This is a genomic window from Vibrio sp. 10N.239.312.D08 (assembly GCF_041466145.1).
GTDB lineage: Bacteria > Pseudomonadota > Gammaproteobacteria > Enterobacterales > Vibrionaceae > Vibrio > Vibrio crassostreae_C.
In genome coordinates this window covers 16288-34675 of record NZ_JBFSSD010000002.1, presented here as the reverse complement: position 1 = coordinate 34675, position 18388 = coordinate 16288, and the positions used below count along the sequence as shown (strand labels likewise).

The window sequence follows — 18388 nt, the reverse complement described above, 5'->3', positions numbered from 1 at the left end:
GCTTATATAAACCAGCTAACTAGGGCGTTATTTGTCCGCCGTTAACATCTAGGATTTGACCTGTGATGTAACCGCTGCAAGCATGTGAGGCAAAGAAAGCAAAAGTAGGTGCTACTTCTTCAATACTGCCAAAGCGACCCATAGGGATATTGCTAGCAATGGTCGACTTTAGCTCATCGCTTTTGCCGTCATGAAATGCGGTATCGATAGTGCCTGGTGAAACTATGTTGAAACGGATATTGTCTTTAGCAAATTCTTTTACCCAGTTCCGATGGATATCGTGTAACCAAGCTTTCGATGCGGCATATACACCAGCACCCACACCACCACCTTCACGAGCGGCAATCGAACCCGTGCTAATCACACAAGATGTTTGCCCGGACTCAGCAGCAGAGGCGCGTAAGTGCGGGATAGAGAACTTGGTTGTCATCAGCGCAGAGCGAACATTAAGGTTCATTACGCGCTCATAAAACTCATCATCGATATTTTCTAGATTGGCGCGACCACCAAGGCCACCGGCGTTGTTAATCAACACGTCCATGCCACCAAAATGATCAGTGAACTCTTTGACTAACCTTTCGCACTCTAATGTGTCCATTAGGTTTGCAGGAAAAAAGGCAACATCGCCACCCAGTGCGGTAAGTTCAGATAGAACGTCATCAACTTTTGGGCTAGAAGCACGACTATTGATACCAATTTTTGCACCATACTTTGCGAAAATACGTGCTGTAGCTAAGCCCATACCTGCAGTAGAGCCAGTAATTAGAATGCGTTTGCCTTTTAAATCGTTAAACATCACAGTCGCCTATATTGTAGATTATTCGCGTTAATAAATCATACAATAACACTTGCAGTATTCAAGGATAGTCATCTCAAAACTGATCATCAACGACATAAATAGTGAGAGTAAGAGTCGTTTTGTGAGTTTGCGCATACAAAAAACGGTGTAAATAAGAACCATTTGTATGAATAAATGTTTTTAATTAGTTTGATGAACTAAATACTTATAATATTCATAAAATCTTCGCTAGCCCATATCATTCGTGACCTCACGTTATTCTTATACTTAGTTGGTGCAGATATAAATCAGTGCTATAGTCCGAGTTAAATAATACATATCTAATAAGTAAGTAGACACATGGCTGGCTCTTTCAATTCGATTTCAGGCTCTAAGCGAAGCCTTCATGTGCAAGTTGCACGTGAAATCGCACGTGGTATTTTGTCGGGCAATTTGCCTCAAGGCTCTATCATTCCTGGTGAAATGGCTCTGTGTGAGCAATTTGGAATTAGTAGGACTGCATTAAGAGAAGCGGTTAAGCTTCTTACTTCAAAAGGCCTACTAGAATCTCGACCAAAGATCGGTACTCGCGTTGTTGACCGTGCGTTCTGGAACTTTTTAGACCCGCAATTGATCGAATGGATGGATGGTTTGGCAGATACAGACCAATTCTGTCATCAGTTTTTGGGCTTACGTCGCGCGATTGAACCAGAAGCATGTGCATTGGCTGCTCAGTTCGCGAGCGCTGAACAACGCATTGAACTGTCGGGCATTTTCCAACAGATGGTAGAAATATCAGGTGCTGAAGAGTTTAACCAAGACAGTTGGCTAGATATTGATATGAAATTCCATAGCCTCATCTTCAATGCAACAGGTAATGACTTTTACCTTCCATTTGGCAATATCTTAACGACAATGTTTGTTAACTTTATTTCTCATTCTTCAGAAGAGGGAAGTACGTGTATTAATGAACACCGTCAAATTTATGAAGCAATCATGGCGGGTAACAGTGATAAAGCACGCCAAGCTTCTGCAAGTCATCTATTAGATACTAACCACAGATTGCCAGTAGCAAGCTAGCTTAGTGTTTTGGGTGAGGTTTCAACTCTAAGGTCTTAGCCGTTTCTATCGAGCGTTGCTCTGGATACCTAGTGGAGTCAACCTAAAATTGCTGTTACTACAGACAGTTATCTATTGAAAGCACGTTTAATACGTGCTTTTTTTACATCCAAAATTGATGAAAACTTGACCGATGTCCAATATTTAGTCTTATGTGCGTTGTTTTGCTAAAACCGCTAGTAACCAGCATTGTTAGTTATATAATAATACTAATCAAATTAATGCGAGTGTGATTATATGCCTCAGTCTCTATTGCCAAATATTCTTCAGTTCATCGGTCAGATAGACCCTTTCGATAAGATCCCTAAAGAAGCGCTTCGTGACCTCGCTTTTAATGTTCAGATTACCTATCTAGCCAAAGGGGATGTCGTCGATCTATGCGAGTCAGGAAAAGAAAAGTCGCTCTATATCATTCGAACAGGATCTATGGAGCAAAGAAAATCGGACGGTGTGCTTCGTGCCCGTCTAGGCAGTGAAGATTTGTTTGGCTTTACGTTCTTAGATTCTGAAGTCAACGACGAAAAAGGCTATAGAGCTGTCGCAATCGAAAACACCTTACTTTATGTGATTCCACACTCGGCACTTCAAACGCTTTTCAAAGCCTTTCCAAGTTGCGCAGAACACTTTGCTTCACAGGCGCAGGTTCGCTTGAAGTCGGCACTGGATGTGGTCTGGTCGAATAAAGAGAAAGGCCTGTTCATTCGTAAAGTTGAGGAAGTGGCAAGCGGGCAGGTGGCAATTGTTAAGTCTGAGCAAACCATCCAGTCGGTTGCGGTTGAAATGCTTCATCAACGCTCACCGTGTGCCGTGATCTATGAAGGTGAAACCATTGTTGGTCTGATCACCGACCGAGATATGACTAAGCGAGTGATTGCCCACGGCGTGAGTACTGATAGCCTGATCTCAGAGGTAATGACGCACTCTCCACTTACTGTAAAACCGGATGATCTGGTGCTGCATGCGGCCTCTATCATGATGCAATTTAATATCCGTAACTTGCCCGTTGTGAAAGAGAATAAGGTCGTTGGTCTTCTTACTACGTCTCATTTGGTTCAAAACCACCGTGTTCAAGCGATATTCTTGATCGAGAAAATCAAATACGCGGGCAGCGTGAAAACCATGTCTTCGTTCACCTCAGAGCGACAAGCTATTTTTGAAGCGCTGGTGGAAGGTAAAGTGGCGCCTGAAACCGTCGGCAAGGTAATGACCATGATTATGGACGCCTACACCCGTCGATTGATTCAAATAGCGATTGATAAGTTAGGCCCACCACCGTGTGATTTCTCTTGGATCGTAGCCGGATCGCACGCACGTAATGAAGTGCACATGTTGTCGGACCAAGACAGCGCGATTGTTCTTGCTGACGATGCAACCGACAGTGACCGTATTTACTTCAAACACTTAGCGATGATGGTGACCAACGGCTTAGCAAGCTGTCACTACCCATTATGTCCAGGTAAATTCATGGCTGCGACGCCAAAATGGTGTCAGCCACTCAGTGTATGGAAGCACTACTACAAGAAGTGGGTGGCTAACCCAGAGTACGAACGCTTGCTTAATATCAGTGTGTTCCTAGAAATTCGTACTATCTACGGCAACAGTGAGTTCGAAGGTATTCTGCGCGATGAGCTGCATAGCAATATTCGCGGTAACCGTGAGTTTTTAAGCACGCTAGTGAAAGACGCGGTCAATACCAACCCGCCACTTGGCATCTTCAATAGCTTAGTGCTAGAGAAGTCAGGTGAGAATAAGAAAACGTTGAACGTGAAGAAGTACGCGATCAACTTGATTATCGACTTAGCGCGTATTTATGGCCTTGCTGTGGAGTGCGATTTGTCGGCGACTGACGAACGTTTCGCTGCTGCTAATGAAAAAGGCATGCTGAGCGACGATGCATTCAAGAACATTCTGGGTGCTTACCAGTTCATTCTCTCTTTCCGTTTTGGTCATCAACTTGAAGCGCTGAAGAACGGGGATGTGCCTGACAACAACATCAACCCAGATAGCTTTGGTAGCTTTGAGCGTAAACACTTGAAAGATGCCTTTAGGATCATTGCTGACCTTCAAGAAGCGGCGAAAATTCGTTTCGGAGCGCGCTAATGAAATCGTTTTTAAATTACTTTCATCCGCTTGAGCGAATTAAACGTAAACGTAAGCAATATCTGGGAACGGTTAAGTTGCCAGAAGCGTTACATGATCTCGTAGATCAGCCTTGCCCTGAAATGACGGACTTGGCCAAAGACAGTGACTATATCGTGCTGGATCTTGAGACCACGGGTCTAGACAGCGAACAAGATCTTATCTTGTCTATGGGATGGGTCGATGTGGTGAAAGGACGAATCGATTTGGCTTCTGCCAAGCATATCTACCTGAACAATGATTCTCAGATTAACGCTGAAACTGCGGTGATTAACCACATCACACCACAGATGCTGGAAGAGGGCGCATCTATTCATGATGCGATGCTCACTTTCTTCGAAGCAGCGAAAGGCAAGATTATCGTCGCGCACGCGTGTGTAGTCGAAGAGAAGTTCATTAGCCAATACCTTCTTCGCTGCTACGGTTTAAGAGCGATTCCTCTGCTTTGGCTTGATACCTTGTGTATTGAGAAAAGCATGGAGAAAGCGATCAGCAATCATGAAGAAGTCGATTTAACCTTGGCAGGGACTCGCGAAAGGTACGGGCTTCCTGAGTACAACAGCCACAATGCATTAGCCGATGCCGTTTCGACAGCGGAATTGTTTTTGGCTCAGCAGAAGCGAGTTGTGCCTAACGATAATGTGACCGTTGCCTTTCTCTATCGGATTAGTCACTAGGAAAAAGAGCTGCAAGTGCACGGCTCTTATTTTACTGATTTTAAAGGAAAAAAAGCCAGCGATTAAGCTGGCTTTTGTTTAGGTCTTAGAAAATTAGGACAGTAATTATCTTAGATTATTCATGTAGCTATCGATTAGAAGCTGTAAGTAATACCTACACGGCTACGTAATTGACGGTCACGGCTGTCTTGAACGTTACCTAACTCAACGTATGGACGCCAGCTCCAGTCAGCCTCTTTGTAGCCCACTTTAAAGTTGTAATCCCACTCGTTGTCAGCACCACCGCCGCCAGTCCACTCATTGTCAATGAAGTCTTCTGCGTAGTTAGCTTCAAAGCCGAACTGCCATGCATTCCAGTTGTAATCGATGTTACCTGTAACTTTACTGCGGTTCTTATTCTCGTTTGAAGAGTCAGATGTGTAGTCACGGAACTCGTGACGGTAGCGAAGTTTCGCCTTTAGGCCTGATTCGAAAGAGTATTGAACACGTACTTGCGGTTTGTAGGTTACGCTATCAGAACCAAACGTTACTGGCATACTTGGTTGAATTAACCAGTGCTCGTTAAGCTTGAATTTGTAACCGTATTCGAACTCGTTGTCTGCCGCTTCCCATTCAGAGAAAGGCTTACCTTTTTGCTTTATTTCAGCGCCGAAGAAGTGGTTATCGACAGAACCGCTCATCTTGATACGACTTGCCCAGTCTTCTGAGCCATGTTTGTACTCTTGGCGCGCGTCGAGTGATGCGGCAGACACGCTGCCTGCGAAAAGAGTCGCTAATACTGCAAGTGTTACTTTATTCGTTTTTATCATTGTTATTGTTTCTACTGTATCTAAATAAAAAGGGGTTACTAAAGGACCAACGTTGAGCCCTTTGTTGTATTTGGGATTATAGTTTTGGGTAAAGTAGTTCTACGTCTCGTTGAGCCCACACTTCAGCTAGCTGCTTCTTGACTGTGAATTCGCTGAAATCGGTCTCTGTTGCTAGTTTTACCCATTCAGGGTTTTCCATAGCTACGCCAGCTTTCAGGTAAAGCGGAGTCATACGTTCAACGCGACGACGTTCGTCTTTCTGTGTGTATGGCCACTCTTTCGATAGGTCGTTGTAATCAGCCATTAGCTGAATACCTGTGTCTAAAGAACCGCCTTTCTTATTGGTGTAGTTCCAAAGATCGATACCGACCTTGTCACCGATCTGAGCCATACCGATCAATGGATCTAGGCTGAAATAGTGGTAGTGGTAAGCACGCGTGCGCTCGATTTCATGAGGCTGAGAGCCGTCTTTTTCGAATTGAGTGTCGATACGCATCTTGCCTTTTTGAACCATTTGCTTAGCAAGCGTTTCGTTACCAATAAAGTAAGAAACACCTGCAACTTGATAGTCGTACCAAGTACCGTGGTTGTTTTCTGCGTAAGCTTCGCCTTTAGGACCGCCAGATAAATCATCGATGATCAACCAATCCAAGTAATCGCTGTACCATTGGGTGATTTGTGTTTCGTCAGACTCTGACCAGGTAGGTGATTGAGACAAAATAGCGATTGAATCTAACATGCGATCAGTCAGCGTTCTTGTATCGATGATTCCACCGCGGCGACCTTCTGCTACACCAGGAACACCTTGTCCGTAGTTCACGTTCGGGTTCATCTTGGTGTCTTCGTTGAAGAACCAAGTTCTTATGTATTCGATACCTTGCTGAGCATATTTTTCGTCTTGGCTAAAATAGTAGGCGACCGCTAATGCACGAACAGAACGGGTGAAGTGGCCAATACGTTTTGAGTCAGTTTCGTCAGTTTTTGATGCTGGGTTTGTTTTTCCGTCATGGCGAATCCATGGAAGCCCATCTTCTTTTGATTCATCAGGCCACCAGTATGGGCTAATGCTCATGTAATCGTTCTTGCTGCCACTTGGCGGAACCATTCCTTTATCAGCAACGCTAAAAGGACCATCGTTCATTGCTAGGTCGGCTTCTTCAATAAGCTTTGTGTACGCGTCTTTCATTGATTCAGAAGCATTGTCTGATTGAAGAAGAGTACGGTTCGCTTCTAATGTTGCTTCGTCTAAGAAAACGAATTCAGCGGCTATAGCCTGAGAACCAAAGGTGATAGCACCAATACAAGCAGCAAGATGTAGGAGTCGAGGGGCTTTCATATTTACGTCTTTTATTTTGAGTTAAGATAATACAAATATGCTAACGATTTGAAGGCGCATGATCTGTGAATTGGATCGTGTTTTGAGGACAAAACCACTATTTACAAAGGGTTACAAAGTCAGTTTGTATTGGTAAGTTTATGATTTTTAGTGTTTTGTTTGGCTGTTGATCATGGTTTTGAAGAGTTTTGTTCATCAATAAATGTGCGCTACAGCAAAAAATTGAACCTTTAGATATCATTTTTATTTGTAATACATTATTATTTACTAACTTTCTGTAGCAACACATAACTTTGCTGTGTTGATTGCATGAACAGACGGTGTGAAGCCGAATAAGTAAGAGTGGTCTTGAAGCTAAATGGATTAAATCCACCGCTTTAAGAACATGAGACATTTACTTGAGGTGATTTAAAGCTCAATCAGAGAAGGTTTGAAATGTAGTAGGCAAGGTAGTGACATAGCCTGCTATATAAGTATGAACTTGATAGGAATGAACTGGGTTCGAATCGTTACCCGTTGTTCTCATCAGCGACAAAGAAGAAATCGTTGAAGTGCTTGCGAAAGCATTTTGATTATTGCTCCCAACTATTCTAATTATAACTTCTGCTTTCATCTAGAAAGGTAGGAGATGGTAGTCGAAGATCTACCCTTGCGCTCATGTTGATACAGGCAACATGAGCGTTTTTTATTTGAAATTTGAGTAGAGAGTCGTGTGCGGCTCAATAAGCGTGTAAACCGCGGCTTAAGAATAGGCTTTTAGGTTGATGACAACACGCTCAAGTGAGTCTGTTACAGCATCAAAGCCACGAACATTCACGCTTAATCACATGAATGTTCGTTTCCCTTCTCTTCTCTTCTCTTCTCTTCTCTTCTCTTGTCTCTTAGTTGCAGACGTGTAGCTACAAACTTTAACAGCAGGCGTTTAGTTATATCAAAGAGCTCCGTGAGAGCTGTTCTTGAGGCTTAGCTTTCTGTAGGCATCCACACCTGTTTAGAGGTGACTTTGTGATCTTTAAAGGTCAGTTCTTCAACTTTGTCACCGTTAGTATTCCAGCGAGTAAGTTTTCCGTTCGCGACTTCACCTTCATCAAACTTCGCTTGGCTGGCCTTATTACCGTTCGGGTAGTAGTCCGTTACCAATCCATCTTTTTGTCCGTCGCTGTATTCAGCTGTCAGGCTTTGTTCCCCATTGGGATACCAGCGAGAGGCGGTGCCTGATAGTTCATTGTCTTTATAATTGAGTTCTGCTTTTTTCTGTCCGTTTGGATACCAGGTTTCAGCTTTGCCTTGCAGTTCACCTTTTACGTAATTCACTTTAGAAGCGACTTGGCCATTCGGATACCAGTTAGTTTCTAGCCCAAGTTCTAAGCCATCGGCAAACTGAGCTTGGGTCGCGACTTGGCCGTTATCGAACTTCTCTTCAAATTGACCAGTGAAAGGTTTTGAATGGTTTACTTGGTAAGCCACGCCTTTACGCATCTGTAAGTAGTCAACAGCATCTTCACGCGGTGTTGCTGCATAGCTCATAGAAGATACCGTACTAAGAGCAATTAAGATTGGAACGTATTTCTTCATAATGACACCTTTTTATTGGACGGGGAAAGTGTAACGGGTGTGTTAAAAGCATTTCACTTCCGTGTATCCCTGTCAGTATCTAATAGTGGTTTTCAAGTTTTCATTATTGGCTGCCTAATATAGGGAACTTTTAAAAGAAAATTTCCAATTCTATTTGTACTACAAATGAGTTGGTTTAATTTATTTTTATAAATTATATCTAACGATATTTTTGCTGCTCTTCTTTAAGCTTTGATCGTCAAGAATAATAGTTTTTAACGATGAATCTTCGATTTTTAGAGACTTTGTTCATGTTTTTCGGGGTTTTGGTCGAAATTTAGTGCGGATAACTGCACTGACTTGAGGAATTGCGCTCCTAGGTGGTGCAACTTTGAACTCGATCACTTGTATGATTAATTGAGTGTCAGACTGTAAGATCATTGTCACGCATTTGGATTATTGTAGTACAAATATACTTGCCATTTATTTATAATGACCTCAACAAAAAAACATAAATAAAAGGTCTAACGATGGAACTCAATACCCTGATAGTTGGCATCTACTTCCTATTCTTAATTGCGATAGGGTGGATGTTTCGAACGTTTACAAGTACGACAAGTGATTACTTCCGTGGGGGAGGTAATATGCTGTGGTGGATGGTAGGTGCAACCGCATTTATGACCCAGTTCAGTGCTTGGACATTTACTGGTGCAGCAGGTAAAGCCTTTACCGATGGCTTTGCCGTAGCGATTATCTTCATCGCGAACGCATTCGGTTACCTAATGAACTACCTTTACTTCGCTCCGAAGTTCCGTCAACTGCGTGTTGTGACGGTAATTGAAGCGATTCGTATGCGTTTTGGTAAGGTGAATGAGCAAGTATTTACTTGGTCTGGTATGCCAAACAGCGTTATCTCTGCAGGTATTTGGTTGAATGGTCTAGCAATCATCGCATCGGGTATCTTCGGCTTTGATATGACAACGACGATTGTCCTAACGGGTCTGGTTGTACTAGTAATGTCAGTAACAGGCGGCTCTTGGGCGGTAATCGCATCTGACTTTATGCAGATGGTTATCATCATGGCGGTAACGGTGACGTGTGCTGTGGTTGCGATTTACCACGGTGGTGGCGTTACGCAGATCGTTAACGACTTCCCAACAGATTCATTCATTACGGGTGATAACCTGAACTACATGAGCATCTTCAGCATCTGGGCTGTGTTCATCTTCTTAAAGCAGTTCAGCATCACCAACAACATGCTTAACTCTTACCGCTACCTTGCTGCGAAAGATTCAAATAACGCACGTAAAGCAGCTCTACTTGCTTGTGTACTAATGACGCTTGGTCCAATCATCTGGTTCATGCCTTCTTGGTTCATGGCAGGTCAAGGTGTTGATTTAGCAGCAGCTTACCCAGAAGCTGGCAGCAAAGCCGCTGACTTCGCTTACCTTTACTTCGTTCAAGAATACATGCCTGCAGGTATGGTTGGCCTTCTGATTGCCGCTATGTTCGCAGCAACAATGTCTTCAATGGACTCAGGTCTAAACCGTAACTCAGGTATCTTCGTTAAGAACTTCTACGAGCCGATTCTTCGTCCTAAAGCGACAGAGAAAGAGCTAATGGTTGTTTCTAAACTAACGTCTACCTTCTTCGGTATCGCGATCATCTTGGTTGCTCTGTTCATCAACTCTCTTAAAGGTCTGAGCCTTTTCGACACCATGATGTACGTGGGCGCATTGATCGGCTTCCCAATGACAATTCCAGCATTCTGTGGCTTCTTCATCCGTAAAACACCGGATTGGGCAGGTTGGGGCACGCTAGTTGTAGGTGGTGTGGTTTCTTACTTCGTTGGTTTCGTTATCACTGCGGACATGATTCAAAACTGGTTCGGTCTAAATGAACTAACTGGCCGTGAGTGGGCTGACCTGAAAGTGGCTATCGGCCTTATCGGTCACATCATATTTACTGCTGGCTTCTTTGTTCTTTCAACACTGTTCTACAAGCCTCTTGCTGAGCACCGTGAGAAAGACGTAGACAAGTTCTTCAACAACCTAGCGACGCCACTAGTTGCTGAAAGTAATGAACAGAAGAAACTGGATAACAAGCAACGTCGTATGTTGGGTTCACTTATCGCGGTAGCGGGTGTGGGCGTAATGACTATGTTCGTACTGCCAAACCCAATGTGGGGACGCATGGTATTCGTTCTGTGTGGCTTGATTGTGTTCTCTGTTGGTCTGTTACTTGTTAAAGCAGTCGATGACAAAGTCGAGCAACAAGACGAAGTGACTCCAGCCGAAGGCTAATTTAATACGCATCCTAAATAACATCACGGCCACCTGAACGGGTGGTCGTCATTTTTATAATCCAAACTTTAATGTGAGATGTACGATGAACAAAAAACTATTATCGGTAAGCATTATTAGCGCGTTCACACTCGCTTTTGCAACAGGCTGTACAACACAAGAAAAAACAGCACCCGTAGTCAGTGTCGCTGAACAAGCTACGCCTGCTGTTAGCGAAATTGACCGTAGTTACCTATTGAGCAGTGACCGCTTAACAGAGGTAGATGGCGACACTTTAGCCGTTGCTTCGGAAGAGCAAGTGGCTGCGCTTAAAGCACAATTTGAAAACCTAAAAGATGGCGACGAAGTGGTTATCCCTGCCGGTAAATACGCGAACTTAGGTCAAGTGACGATCACGGCGAATGACATCACTATCAAGGCAGAGCAAGCAGGTTCTGCGTGGATCACGGGGTTGATTCAGTTTGAACTGAAAGGCGATGACATCACGCTTGATGGCTTGGTATTTACTGAAGGCGGCCCTAAAGAACGCTTTGGTGCAGTTCGTATGATGGGTAATGGCAATACGCTTCAAAACTCAACATTTTACTACTTCAACCACGATTACACGTACGAGCCAGACGAGCGTCGTTCTGAGTATCCAAAGTACCTTTGGGTATCTCTATGGGGTAAAGACGGCAAAGTCATCAACAACCGTTTCGAAGGTAAGCAAAAACGCGGCACTTTGATTGGTGTACAAAAAGATGACACAGCTGACAACCACCTGATCGCAAATAACATCTTCATGGATCAAAAGCCTAACCAGTTCAACGAATTCGAGATCAAAGAAGCGATTCGTTACAACGGCAACAGCTGGGAAGCGATCCGTATTGGTGATTCTAAATCTTCACAGTGGGATTCAAGTTCTAAGTTCGTGAACAACCTAATGATCGATATGGATGGTGAGCGTGAGCTTATCTCGATTAAGTCGGGCGACAACACGATCTCAGGCAACACGATCTTCCAAAGTGCAGCTCTTATTTCACTGCGCCACGGTAAAGGCAACACAGTTGAGAACAACATGATTCTGGGTAACGAGAAACGCCTAACGGGCGGCATTCGTATCTACGATGAAGATCATGTGATTCGCAATAACTACATTGCCAACACTCGTGGTCGTGATGGTGTGATTGAAGGCAACGCTGACCTACGTGGCGGCATTGTTATTAACACGGGCATCATCGACGTAGCGAATGGTGAGCAGCTAGATCAATCGGTGAAAGGCAAAGAGCTTAATAAGCAGTGGACACCGAAAAACATCACGATCGAGAATAACTCTCTAGTTGATACTGAGTGGGGCATTGTTTACGGCAACCAAAGTCACCGTGTAAGCCTGTTCAACAACGCAGAAGTGGAAGGCATTTATGCGGGTGTTGATGTGGCGTTTAAACACAATGTGGTTGATAACTCGCAGTCACCTGAATTTGTAAGTGTCCGTGCAACGCAAGACTTCCCATTAGTTGGCGCAACCTACACAGACGAAACTTACGTAGGTCAAGTAACGGATTCTGAACTGATCGAAGGCTACTCGATTGAGCTACCAAAAGTCGTTGTAGAAAATGGCATTAACGCTTACCAAGGTGAAGGCGCAGACGTGTCTAAACTTGCGGTTGTGACAGCTGAAACAGCGGGTCCAGACTACGTGCTTGAGAATACGACTAAGTAAGTTATTAGTTAATGGCTAATGGCTAATGGTTAATGGTTAATGGTTAATGGTTAATGGTTAATGGCATGAGTTATCAAATCAATTCACGATAGCTGACCTGACCTAACCATAACACTTAAAAAGCCTCAACAGATAATGTCTGTTGAGGCTTTATCGATCTTAGGTCGTGACCATTTCAATCTTACGTCGTGACTACTGTGATTTATACTTATGCAGCAGATCCCAAGGGATATGACATAAGTGGTGATCTTCAGGGAAGTGACTTAAGTGATGCTGGTGGATGTCGTCGCTGGCAACATAATTGGTCAACGGCAACACCTCAACAGCGATACGGTCGGCATCATCTCTTGAAGAAATAGAGTGCTTAGCTTCGGTTAAGTGTTCTGTGTTAGTGCTGTAAACGCCTGTGCGGTATTTCTCTCCGACATCGACACCTTGTTTATTCACGCTGTAAGGGTCGATAATCTCAAACAAGTGTTCCATCAAAATCGTGACTGACGTGATGCTTGGATCAAACTCTATTTGTACGCACTCCGCGTAGCCATTGTAATCGCTTTGTGTGCCGTCGCTTTGTGTCGTTTTGTTCTCTGTTGGCTGGGCGCTTCCATTAGCACGGCCTGCTTCTGTGCTGATAACACCAGGAACGTACTTAATAAATTCTTGTACACCCCACAAGCAGCCGCCAGCTAAATAAATTTGTTCCATACTTCTCTTTGAGCTCTCTGTGTTTGTTGATGTTCGTTAGGTACCCGAATCAATACGATGATACCCGTACGTATAAAAAAGCGTCTATAAAAATGAGCGCGCAAATAAAAACAAGCGTTTAGGCATTGTAAACCTGTGCGACTGAACAAACATAAGTTTAATATGATTTGTGATTATATAAGTCAGTATTGCTTTGTCATCAACTCGAATCTCAACATCAAGTGAGCGTTACTCTAAACATGTTTGATCAAATAAAAGACTTCATTAATCCGAGCAAGAACCCAGACTTGACTCAGGCTCATGAATATCAGCGCAAGCATCTTCCTACATTGTGGCTGTTGGGCAAAACGGGGGCGGGCAAGTCATCGTTTATTCAAGCGGTCACGGGCGACTCTTCTGTAGAAGTGGGCAATGGTTTTGCGCCTTGTACCATGACGGCGATGTCGTATGAGTTTCCGCAAGACAAACCCGTGATGAGGTTTCTTGATACCAGAGGACTCAGCGAAGCGAATTACGATGCGAAAGAGGATTTGGAAGAGATTGGTCAGGCAGGTAATGCGTTAGTCGTTGTAATGAAAGCCGACGAACCTGAACAATCCGCTGTGCTTACGGCTCTAAAACAGATTAAGAAACAGAAGAAGATTAAACACTTGTTGCTGGTTCATACGGCGGTGTTGTCTTCCAGTGAACCAGATCGAGCAAGGCAAATTCAGTTCAACACCAACCAAGTAGAGAAGGCTTGGGGTAAAGAGTTTGAATCGGTAGCGGTCGATTTCGAAACGGATGACAACGCTATGTCTAACAGCGAAGCGGTTTACAACTATGACATCTTGTTAGAAAAGCTGAGCAGTATTCTTCCGGTGATAGGAATGATGGTGCAAGACAAAGAACATTCCACGCAAGAAGAAGCCAACTTTGATCAAGTAGAAAACGAAGTGCTTTGGTATGCAGGAAGTGCCGCAGCGAGTGACCTGATTCCGGGTGTTGGTTTGGTGTCGGTACCTGCGATTCAAGCCAAAATGCTTCACAGCTTGGCCAATCAATATGGGGTCGAATGGAATAAGAGAGTCTTTAGTGAGTTGATAGGCACTCTGGGAAGCAGCTTTGCTTTGCAATACGGAATGAAGCTGGGCACTCGACAGTTGATAAAGCTGATTCCAGTTTATGGTCAAACGGTAGGTGCGGTGGCTGCAGCGGCAATGAGTTTCGGCACCTCTTATGGTTTAGGTCGCGCGGCTTGTTTTTACTTCTATCATAAGAACAAAGGTGAAGAAGTGTCTGAACAAGAGATGCAGAAGATCTACAAAGAATCTCTGAAAAAAGGAAAGGCGGCGTCGGGTTATGAAGAAAATTAGAAACCTATTTCGATTACTGGCGGTGCTATCGAGCGGACGCTGGGGCATTGCCCTGATTTCGGCGATCTTCCCAAGCATTATCATGATGGGTTTTGGTGTCTTCTTGGCGATCAAATACGGTTATCTACTCGAAATGTCGATTGCCATTGCCGTGAGTACCTTGGTGTTCACCATCCCTTTATTCATTTCTAGCCGTTCTTCAAGCCGCTCTTCAAATAAAGAGTCTTTCTCGAATAAAGAGAGTGGCGGCCTTGGCGAGGATACTGCTGAAGCTGAATCACAGCATAAAAAAGCTGATATCAACGATGCATTGGTTAAGGCTTCGGCTGATTGGTCTCAAAAAGAACTGTCGATCTGGAATGATTCAAAACACCATGTACGCCAACAATTAATGGTCGACATAGAGTGGGGTAACCTAGACCAAACCGGTTTAGAGGTACTTGAATTTGTTGCGAAAAAGTTTGATAAGAAATCACTCGATTTTTCGATTCCTGAAGGGCTAAAGCTGTTCGAAGAGGTCAGCCGACGCTACAAATTGGTAGTGCGAGAGCATATCCCCGGCATTGAGTATCTCAAGGTTTCTTACATCAAAGCGGGCTACGAAGCCTACGATAAATACGGTGAGCTAGGACAGAAGATCTTCAAAGCGGCTATTTGGGGTAACCACCTTAAAAACTTGTATTTGAATCCACTCAAGGTGATTTCTGATTTAGGACGAGAACAAGCGACAGCAACGATGACAAGGGGTGTGGTTGATGACATGCAATACGCCGCCAAACAAGCCTTGTTAGATGAAGTTGCGGCGGTGGCGATTGACCTCTACAGCGGACGTTTCAGCATTGAAGATGAGGCACTTAAAGTGTCTGATGTTTCTGAACTCGACGAACAACGCTTTGCTCCAGAGCTAGAGCCTGTGCGAATCGTGCTGGTGGGACAAACCAGTTCGGGTAAATCTTCACTTATCAATGCACTCAAGCAAGAGTTGGTTGCAGAAGTGGATGTGCTGCCATCAACCGACACTTCAACGGTGTATAACGCGTTTGTCGACGACAATGATGTTCGCGTTGTTGATCTTCAGGGGCTTGATGGCAATCCTAAAACCGAAGCCTTAATGCTGAAAGAGATGACCCAAGCGGATGTGGTGCTATGGGTGCTTAAAGCCAATCAGTCTGCACGTGATTTGGATAAGCAATTGAAAGATAGATTTGATGCTTTCTATGACGATCCTAAGAACATCTCACGCAAGAAACCGATTGTGGTGTCGGTTGTGAATCAGGTAGACAGATTAAAGCCTGTAGACGATTGGCAGCCACCGTATGACTTAGAGAATCCAACATCGACCAAAGCGAAGATCATTGCTCAAGCGCTCGAATACAATCATATATTGCTGCAAACCGATATCGTGTTACCGCTGGCGATTGCGCCAGAAAAGGTACAGTTTGGTTTAGATACTTTAAGGCAGACGTTGATAGAGCGTATCGCTGACGCAAATAACGTTCAGAGAAACCGCCAACGTTTAGAAGCCATGAAAAGAGGCTCGTCGGTTAAAGGCCAACTGAATAAAGCAGTCAAAGTGGGTAAGAAGGTGGCACCCAGCGCATTGAAAGCGGCGACACCAAAACTGGCTGAAATGGCCATCAAGCAAGCCGTGAAGAAGAAGTAAGTCATTCACTGCGAATACGGTTCTGGTGAGGTTTGAGCCTCATCAGAATTTATCTTTTCTAGATCGGTGAGTTTTGGATCTTGGCTTTATTAGATGATGGCTTTTTTAGAAAACAGCTATCTTCGCCCCTTATTAGAGAGGTGTTGATTTCAAAAGAGATTTGATATTATTAAGGTTCTCGCTGAACTAGTTTAATAGTATATAAACAGCTGTGATTCACATTTTATATAACACGCTATCGTATTTAATCATCATTCTAAATATTGATCACATTTATACTTTTTTAAGCTGTATTTATAAAACAATTGCACTATATTTAAACTTCGGATCATCTTGATTTCAACGTAGGGATATATTGTGAACATGTATCTGAAATGGCAATCAACAACTTGGCTAACCTTGTTAGCTTGGTATACCTTAGATCACCAACTCTCGTTCCACCTTTCTTCAGAGTAGTACCCTCTAGGCGTCACGCGCCAGCAAAGCAGCGAGCTTTGTTTACCTATCAGCAGCTTTGATAACCTTTGAACGTATGAATGTCGCACTTATTATTCCGTGTAGGGTATTCGTTTTTTGTCGTTCTCGCTAATTATCTTAGCCTCTGTTTAGGTTTGATTAATAAGTCATTATTTAATTTGTTTATTTTCACTGTTAATTTTCTGTGTATCTTTATACGGAACTATTAATTTAATAGTGAGGACTCGTGACATCTAAAGAAAATACATTTCGACCTGATCGGAATGTATTGAAAGGTATTATTATGGAAAACTTCAAACATCTACCAGAACCGTTTCGTATTCGTGTTGTAGAGCCAGTAAAAAGAACAACTCGCGCCTATCGTGAACAAGCCATTGTCGACGCGGGCATGAACCCATTTTTGCTCGACAGTGATGATGTGTTTATCGACTTACTGACAGACAGCGGAACAGGATCTATCACTCAGCGTATGCAAGCCGCGATGTTAATGGGTGATGAAGCTTACAGTGGTAGCCGCAGTTACTACGCATTGTCGAATGCGGTTAAGGATATCTTCGGTTACGAGTTGACGATTCCAACACACCAAGGACGCGGTGCAGAGCAGATCTACATTCCGGTTCTTATTAAGAAGCGTGAAATGGAGAAAGGGCTCGATCGCAGCAAAATGGTCGCCTTGTCGAACTACTTCTTCGATACAACACAAGGCCACACCCAAGTGAATTGCTGTGTGGCGAAGAACGTTTATACCAAAGAAGCGTTCGATACCTCAGTGAACGCGGATTTCAAAGGCAACTTCGATGTGGTGAAGCTGGAAGAAGCGATCTTAGAAGCGGGCGCAGCCAATGTTCCCTACATTGTGAGCACCATTACTTGTAACTCTGCTGGTGGACAGCCAGTGTCTATCGCCAATCTAAAAGCCGTGTATGAAATCGCTCAGAAGTACGATATTCCTGTGATCATGGACTCGGCACGCTACGCAGAAAATGCCTACTTCATTCAACAACGTGAAGCGGGTTATCAGGATTGGACAATCGAACAGATCACGCGTGAGTCTTACAAATACGCGGATGGTTTAGCTATGTCTGCCAAGAAAGATGCCATGGTACAAATGGGCGGCTTGTTGTGCTTTAAAGACGACGCTTTCATGGATGTGTACACAGAGTGTCGAACCTTGTGTGTGGTGCAAGAGGGCTTCCCAACCTATGGTGGCTTAGAAGGTGGCGCGATGGAGCGTCTTGCGGTTGGCCTTTATGACGGCATGCGCCAAGATTGGTTAGAGTACCGTATTGGCCAGGTTCAATACCTTGTTGATGGCTTAGAAGCGATGGGCATCGTGTGCCAGCAAGCAGGCGGTCATGCTGCGTTTGTCGATGCGGGTAAATTGCTGCCTCATATCCCGGCTGGTCAGTTTCCCGCACATGCTTTGGCGTGCGAACTCTATAAAGTCGCGGGTATCAGAGCGGTTGAGATTGGCTCATTGCTGCAAGGTCGCGACCCAGCAACCGGTGAACAACACCCATGCCCTGCGGAGTTATTGCGCCTTACTATTCCTCGCGCGACCTACACACAAACACACATGGATTTCATTATCGAAGCATTCGAAAAAGTGAAAGAGAATGCAGGACAAGTGAAAGGGCTCGATTTTACCTACGAGCCGCCGGTGTTAAGACACTTCACTGCGCGCTTGAAAGAGGTAGAGACCAGCGAGAAACAAACAGAAAAAAAGAACGAACAAACGCTCGAAGAAGCATTTTAAAATAAAAACATAAGC

The 18388-nt window shown here is 44.0% G+C and carries 13 protein-coding genes; 8 read left to right on the top strand and 5 right to left on the bottom strand.

The genetic code is table 11. From position 1 onward, the window contains the following. Positions 1–19: 19 nt before the first annotated feature. Positions 20–796, bottom strand: a complete 777-nt coding sequence (locus AB6D58_RS01940; RefSeq protein WP_065584137.1) for an SDR family NAD(P)-dependent oxidoreductase — start codon at positions 794–796, stop codon at positions 20–22. 342 nt (positions 797–1138) lie between these two features. Here AB6D58_RS01940 and AB6D58_RS01935 point away from each other — a divergent pair, with 342 nt between their 5' ends. The 3 genes from AB6D58_RS01935 to AB6D58_RS01925 all read left to right on the top strand — a co-directional run bounded on the left by AB6D58_RS01935 (position 1139) and on the right by AB6D58_RS01925 (position 4713). Further along, entirely contained in the window at positions 1139–1858 is a 720-nt protein-coding gene (locus AB6D58_RS01935; protein ID WP_010438385.1) for a FadR/GntR family transcriptional regulator, read from the top strand. A 276-nt stretch (positions 1859–2134) separates the two neighbouring features. Further along, the gene (locus tag AB6D58_RS01930; RefSeq protein ID WP_017061466.1) at positions 2135–3997 is read left to right on the top strand and encodes a DUF294 nucleotidyltransferase-like domain-containing protein; all 1863 of its coding nucleotides are present in this window, start codon (positions 2135–2137) and stop codon (positions 3995–3997) included. After that, a complete protein-coding gene (locus AB6D58_RS01925; protein WP_019822233.1) occupies positions 3997–4713 on the top strand; it encodes a 3'-5' exonuclease in 717 nt (238 codons plus the stop codon). The genes AB6D58_RS01930 and AB6D58_RS01925 overlap by 1 nt, the downstream gene beginning before the upstream one ends. Before the next feature lie 134 nt (positions 4714–4847). On the opposite strand, the gene AB6D58_RS01920 is transcribed toward AB6D58_RS01925, so the two are convergent. From AB6D58_RS01920 to AB6D58_RS01910, 3 genes are all read right to left on the bottom strand, one after another. After that, positions 4848–5522, bottom strand: a complete 675-nt coding sequence (locus tag AB6D58_RS01920) for an oligogalacturonate-specific porin KdgM family protein (protein ID WP_017061464.1) — start codon at positions 5520–5522, stop codon at positions 4848–4850. Positions 5523–5598: 76 nt separating this feature from the next. After that, positions 5599–6858: an alginate lyase family protein gene (locus tag AB6D58_RS01915; RefSeq protein WP_372156390.1), complete on the bottom strand. Its 1260-nt coding sequence runs from the start codon at positions 6856–6858 to the stop codon at positions 5599–5601. A gap of 963 nt (positions 6859–7821) precedes the next feature. Further along, the gene (locus AB6D58_RS01910) at positions 7822–8433 is read right to left on the bottom strand and encodes a toxin-antitoxin system YwqK family antitoxin (RefSeq protein WP_017061462.1); all 612 of its coding nucleotides are present in this window, start codon (positions 8431–8433) and stop codon (positions 7822–7824) included. A 509-nt stretch (positions 8434–8942) separates the two neighbouring features. Here AB6D58_RS01910 and AB6D58_RS01905 point away from each other — a divergent pair. Together AB6D58_RS01905 and AB6D58_RS01900 are read left to right on the top strand one after the other, a co-directional pair. After that, positions 8943–10715, top strand: coding sequence for a sodium:solute symporter family transporter (locus AB6D58_RS01905; RefSeq protein WP_017061461.1), 1773 nt, complete (start codon positions 8943–8945; stop codon positions 10713–10715). Between the two features lie 85 nt (positions 10716–10800). Further along, positions 10801–12417 (top strand): polysaccharide lyase 6 family protein, encoded by a 1617-nt coding sequence (locus AB6D58_RS01900; RefSeq protein WP_136973876.1) that lies wholly within the window; start codon positions 10801–10803, stop codon positions 12415–12417. Positions 12418–12609: 192 nt separating this feature from the next. Here AB6D58_RS01900 and AB6D58_RS01895 read toward each other — a convergent pair whose 3' ends face one another. Beyond that, entirely contained in the window at positions 12610–13122 is a 513-nt protein-coding gene (locus AB6D58_RS01895) for a peptide-methionine (S)-S-oxide reductase (RefSeq protein ID WP_372156388.1), read from the bottom strand. Positions 13123–13361: 239 nt separating this feature from the next. On the opposite strand from AB6D58_RS01895, the gene AB6D58_RS01890 reads away from it, so the two are divergent. From AB6D58_RS01890 to tnaA, 3 genes are all read left to right on the top strand, one after another. Continuing rightward, positions 13362–14477: a YcjF family protein gene (locus AB6D58_RS01890; RefSeq protein ID WP_017063633.1), complete on the top strand. Its 1116-nt coding sequence runs from the start codon at positions 13362–13364 to the stop codon at positions 14475–14477. Beyond that, positions 14464–16140, top strand: coding sequence for a GTPase family protein (locus AB6D58_RS01885; RefSeq protein ID WP_102398576.1), 1677 nt, complete (start codon positions 14464–14466; stop codon positions 16138–16140). The genes AB6D58_RS01890 and AB6D58_RS01885 overlap by 14 nt, the downstream gene beginning before the upstream one ends. Before the next feature lie 760 nt (positions 16141–16900). After that, the gene (gene tnaA / locus AB6D58_RS01880; protein ID WP_102394496.1) at positions 16901–18373 is read left to right on the top strand and encodes a tryptophanase; all 1473 of its coding nucleotides are present in this window, start codon (positions 16901–16903) and stop codon (positions 18371–18373) included. The last annotated feature ends 15 nt before the right edge of the window (positions 18374–18388 follow it).

Coding starts and splice junctions, on each gene's coding strand:
- AB6D58_RS01915 (WP_372156390.1), bottom strand. CDS start 6,858: ATGAAAGCCCCTCGACTCCTACATCTTGCTGCTTGTATTGGTGCTATC.
- AB6D58_RS01925 (WP_019822233.1), top strand. CDS start 3,997: ATGAAATCGTTTTTAAATTACTTTCATCCGCTTGAGCGAATTAAACGT.
- AB6D58_RS01890 (WP_017063633.1), top strand. CDS start 13,362: ATGTTTGATCAAATAAAAGACTTCATTAATCCGAGCAAGAACCCAGAC.
- AB6D58_RS01910 (WP_017061462.1), bottom strand. CDS start 8,433: ATGAAGAAATACGTTCCAATCTTAATTGCTCTTAGTACGGTATCTTCT.
- AB6D58_RS01885 (WP_102398576.1), top strand. CDS start 14,464: ATGAAGAAAATTAGAAACCTATTTCGATTACTGGCGGTGCTATCGAGC.
- AB6D58_RS01940 (WP_065584137.1), bottom strand. CDS start 796: ATGTTTAACGATTTAAAAGGCAAACGCATTCTAATTACTGGCTCTACT.
- AB6D58_RS01900 (WP_136973876.1), top strand. CDS start 10,801: ATGAACAAAAAACTATTATCGGTAAGCATTATTAGCGCGTTCACACTC.
- AB6D58_RS01920 (WP_017061464.1), bottom strand. CDS start 5,522: ATGATAAAAACGAATAAAGTAACACTTGCAGTATTAGCGACTCTTTTC.
- AB6D58_RS01895 (WP_372156388.1), bottom strand. CDS start 13,122: ATGGAACAAATTTATTTAGCTGGCGGCTGCTTGTGGGGTGTACAAGAA.
- tnaA (WP_102394496.1), top strand. CDS start 16,901: ATGGAAAACTTCAAACATCTACCAGAACCGTTTCGTATTCGTGTTGTA.
- AB6D58_RS01905 (WP_017061461.1), top strand. CDS start 8,943: ATGGAACTCAATACCCTGATAGTTGGCATCTACTTCCTATTCTTAATT.
- AB6D58_RS01935 (WP_010438385.1), top strand. CDS start 1,139: ATGGCTGGCTCTTTCAATTCGATTTCAGGCTCTAAGCGAAGCCTTCAT.
- AB6D58_RS01930 (WP_017061466.1), top strand. CDS start 2,135: ATGCCTCAGTCTCTATTGCCAAATATTCTTCAGTTCATCGGTCAGATA.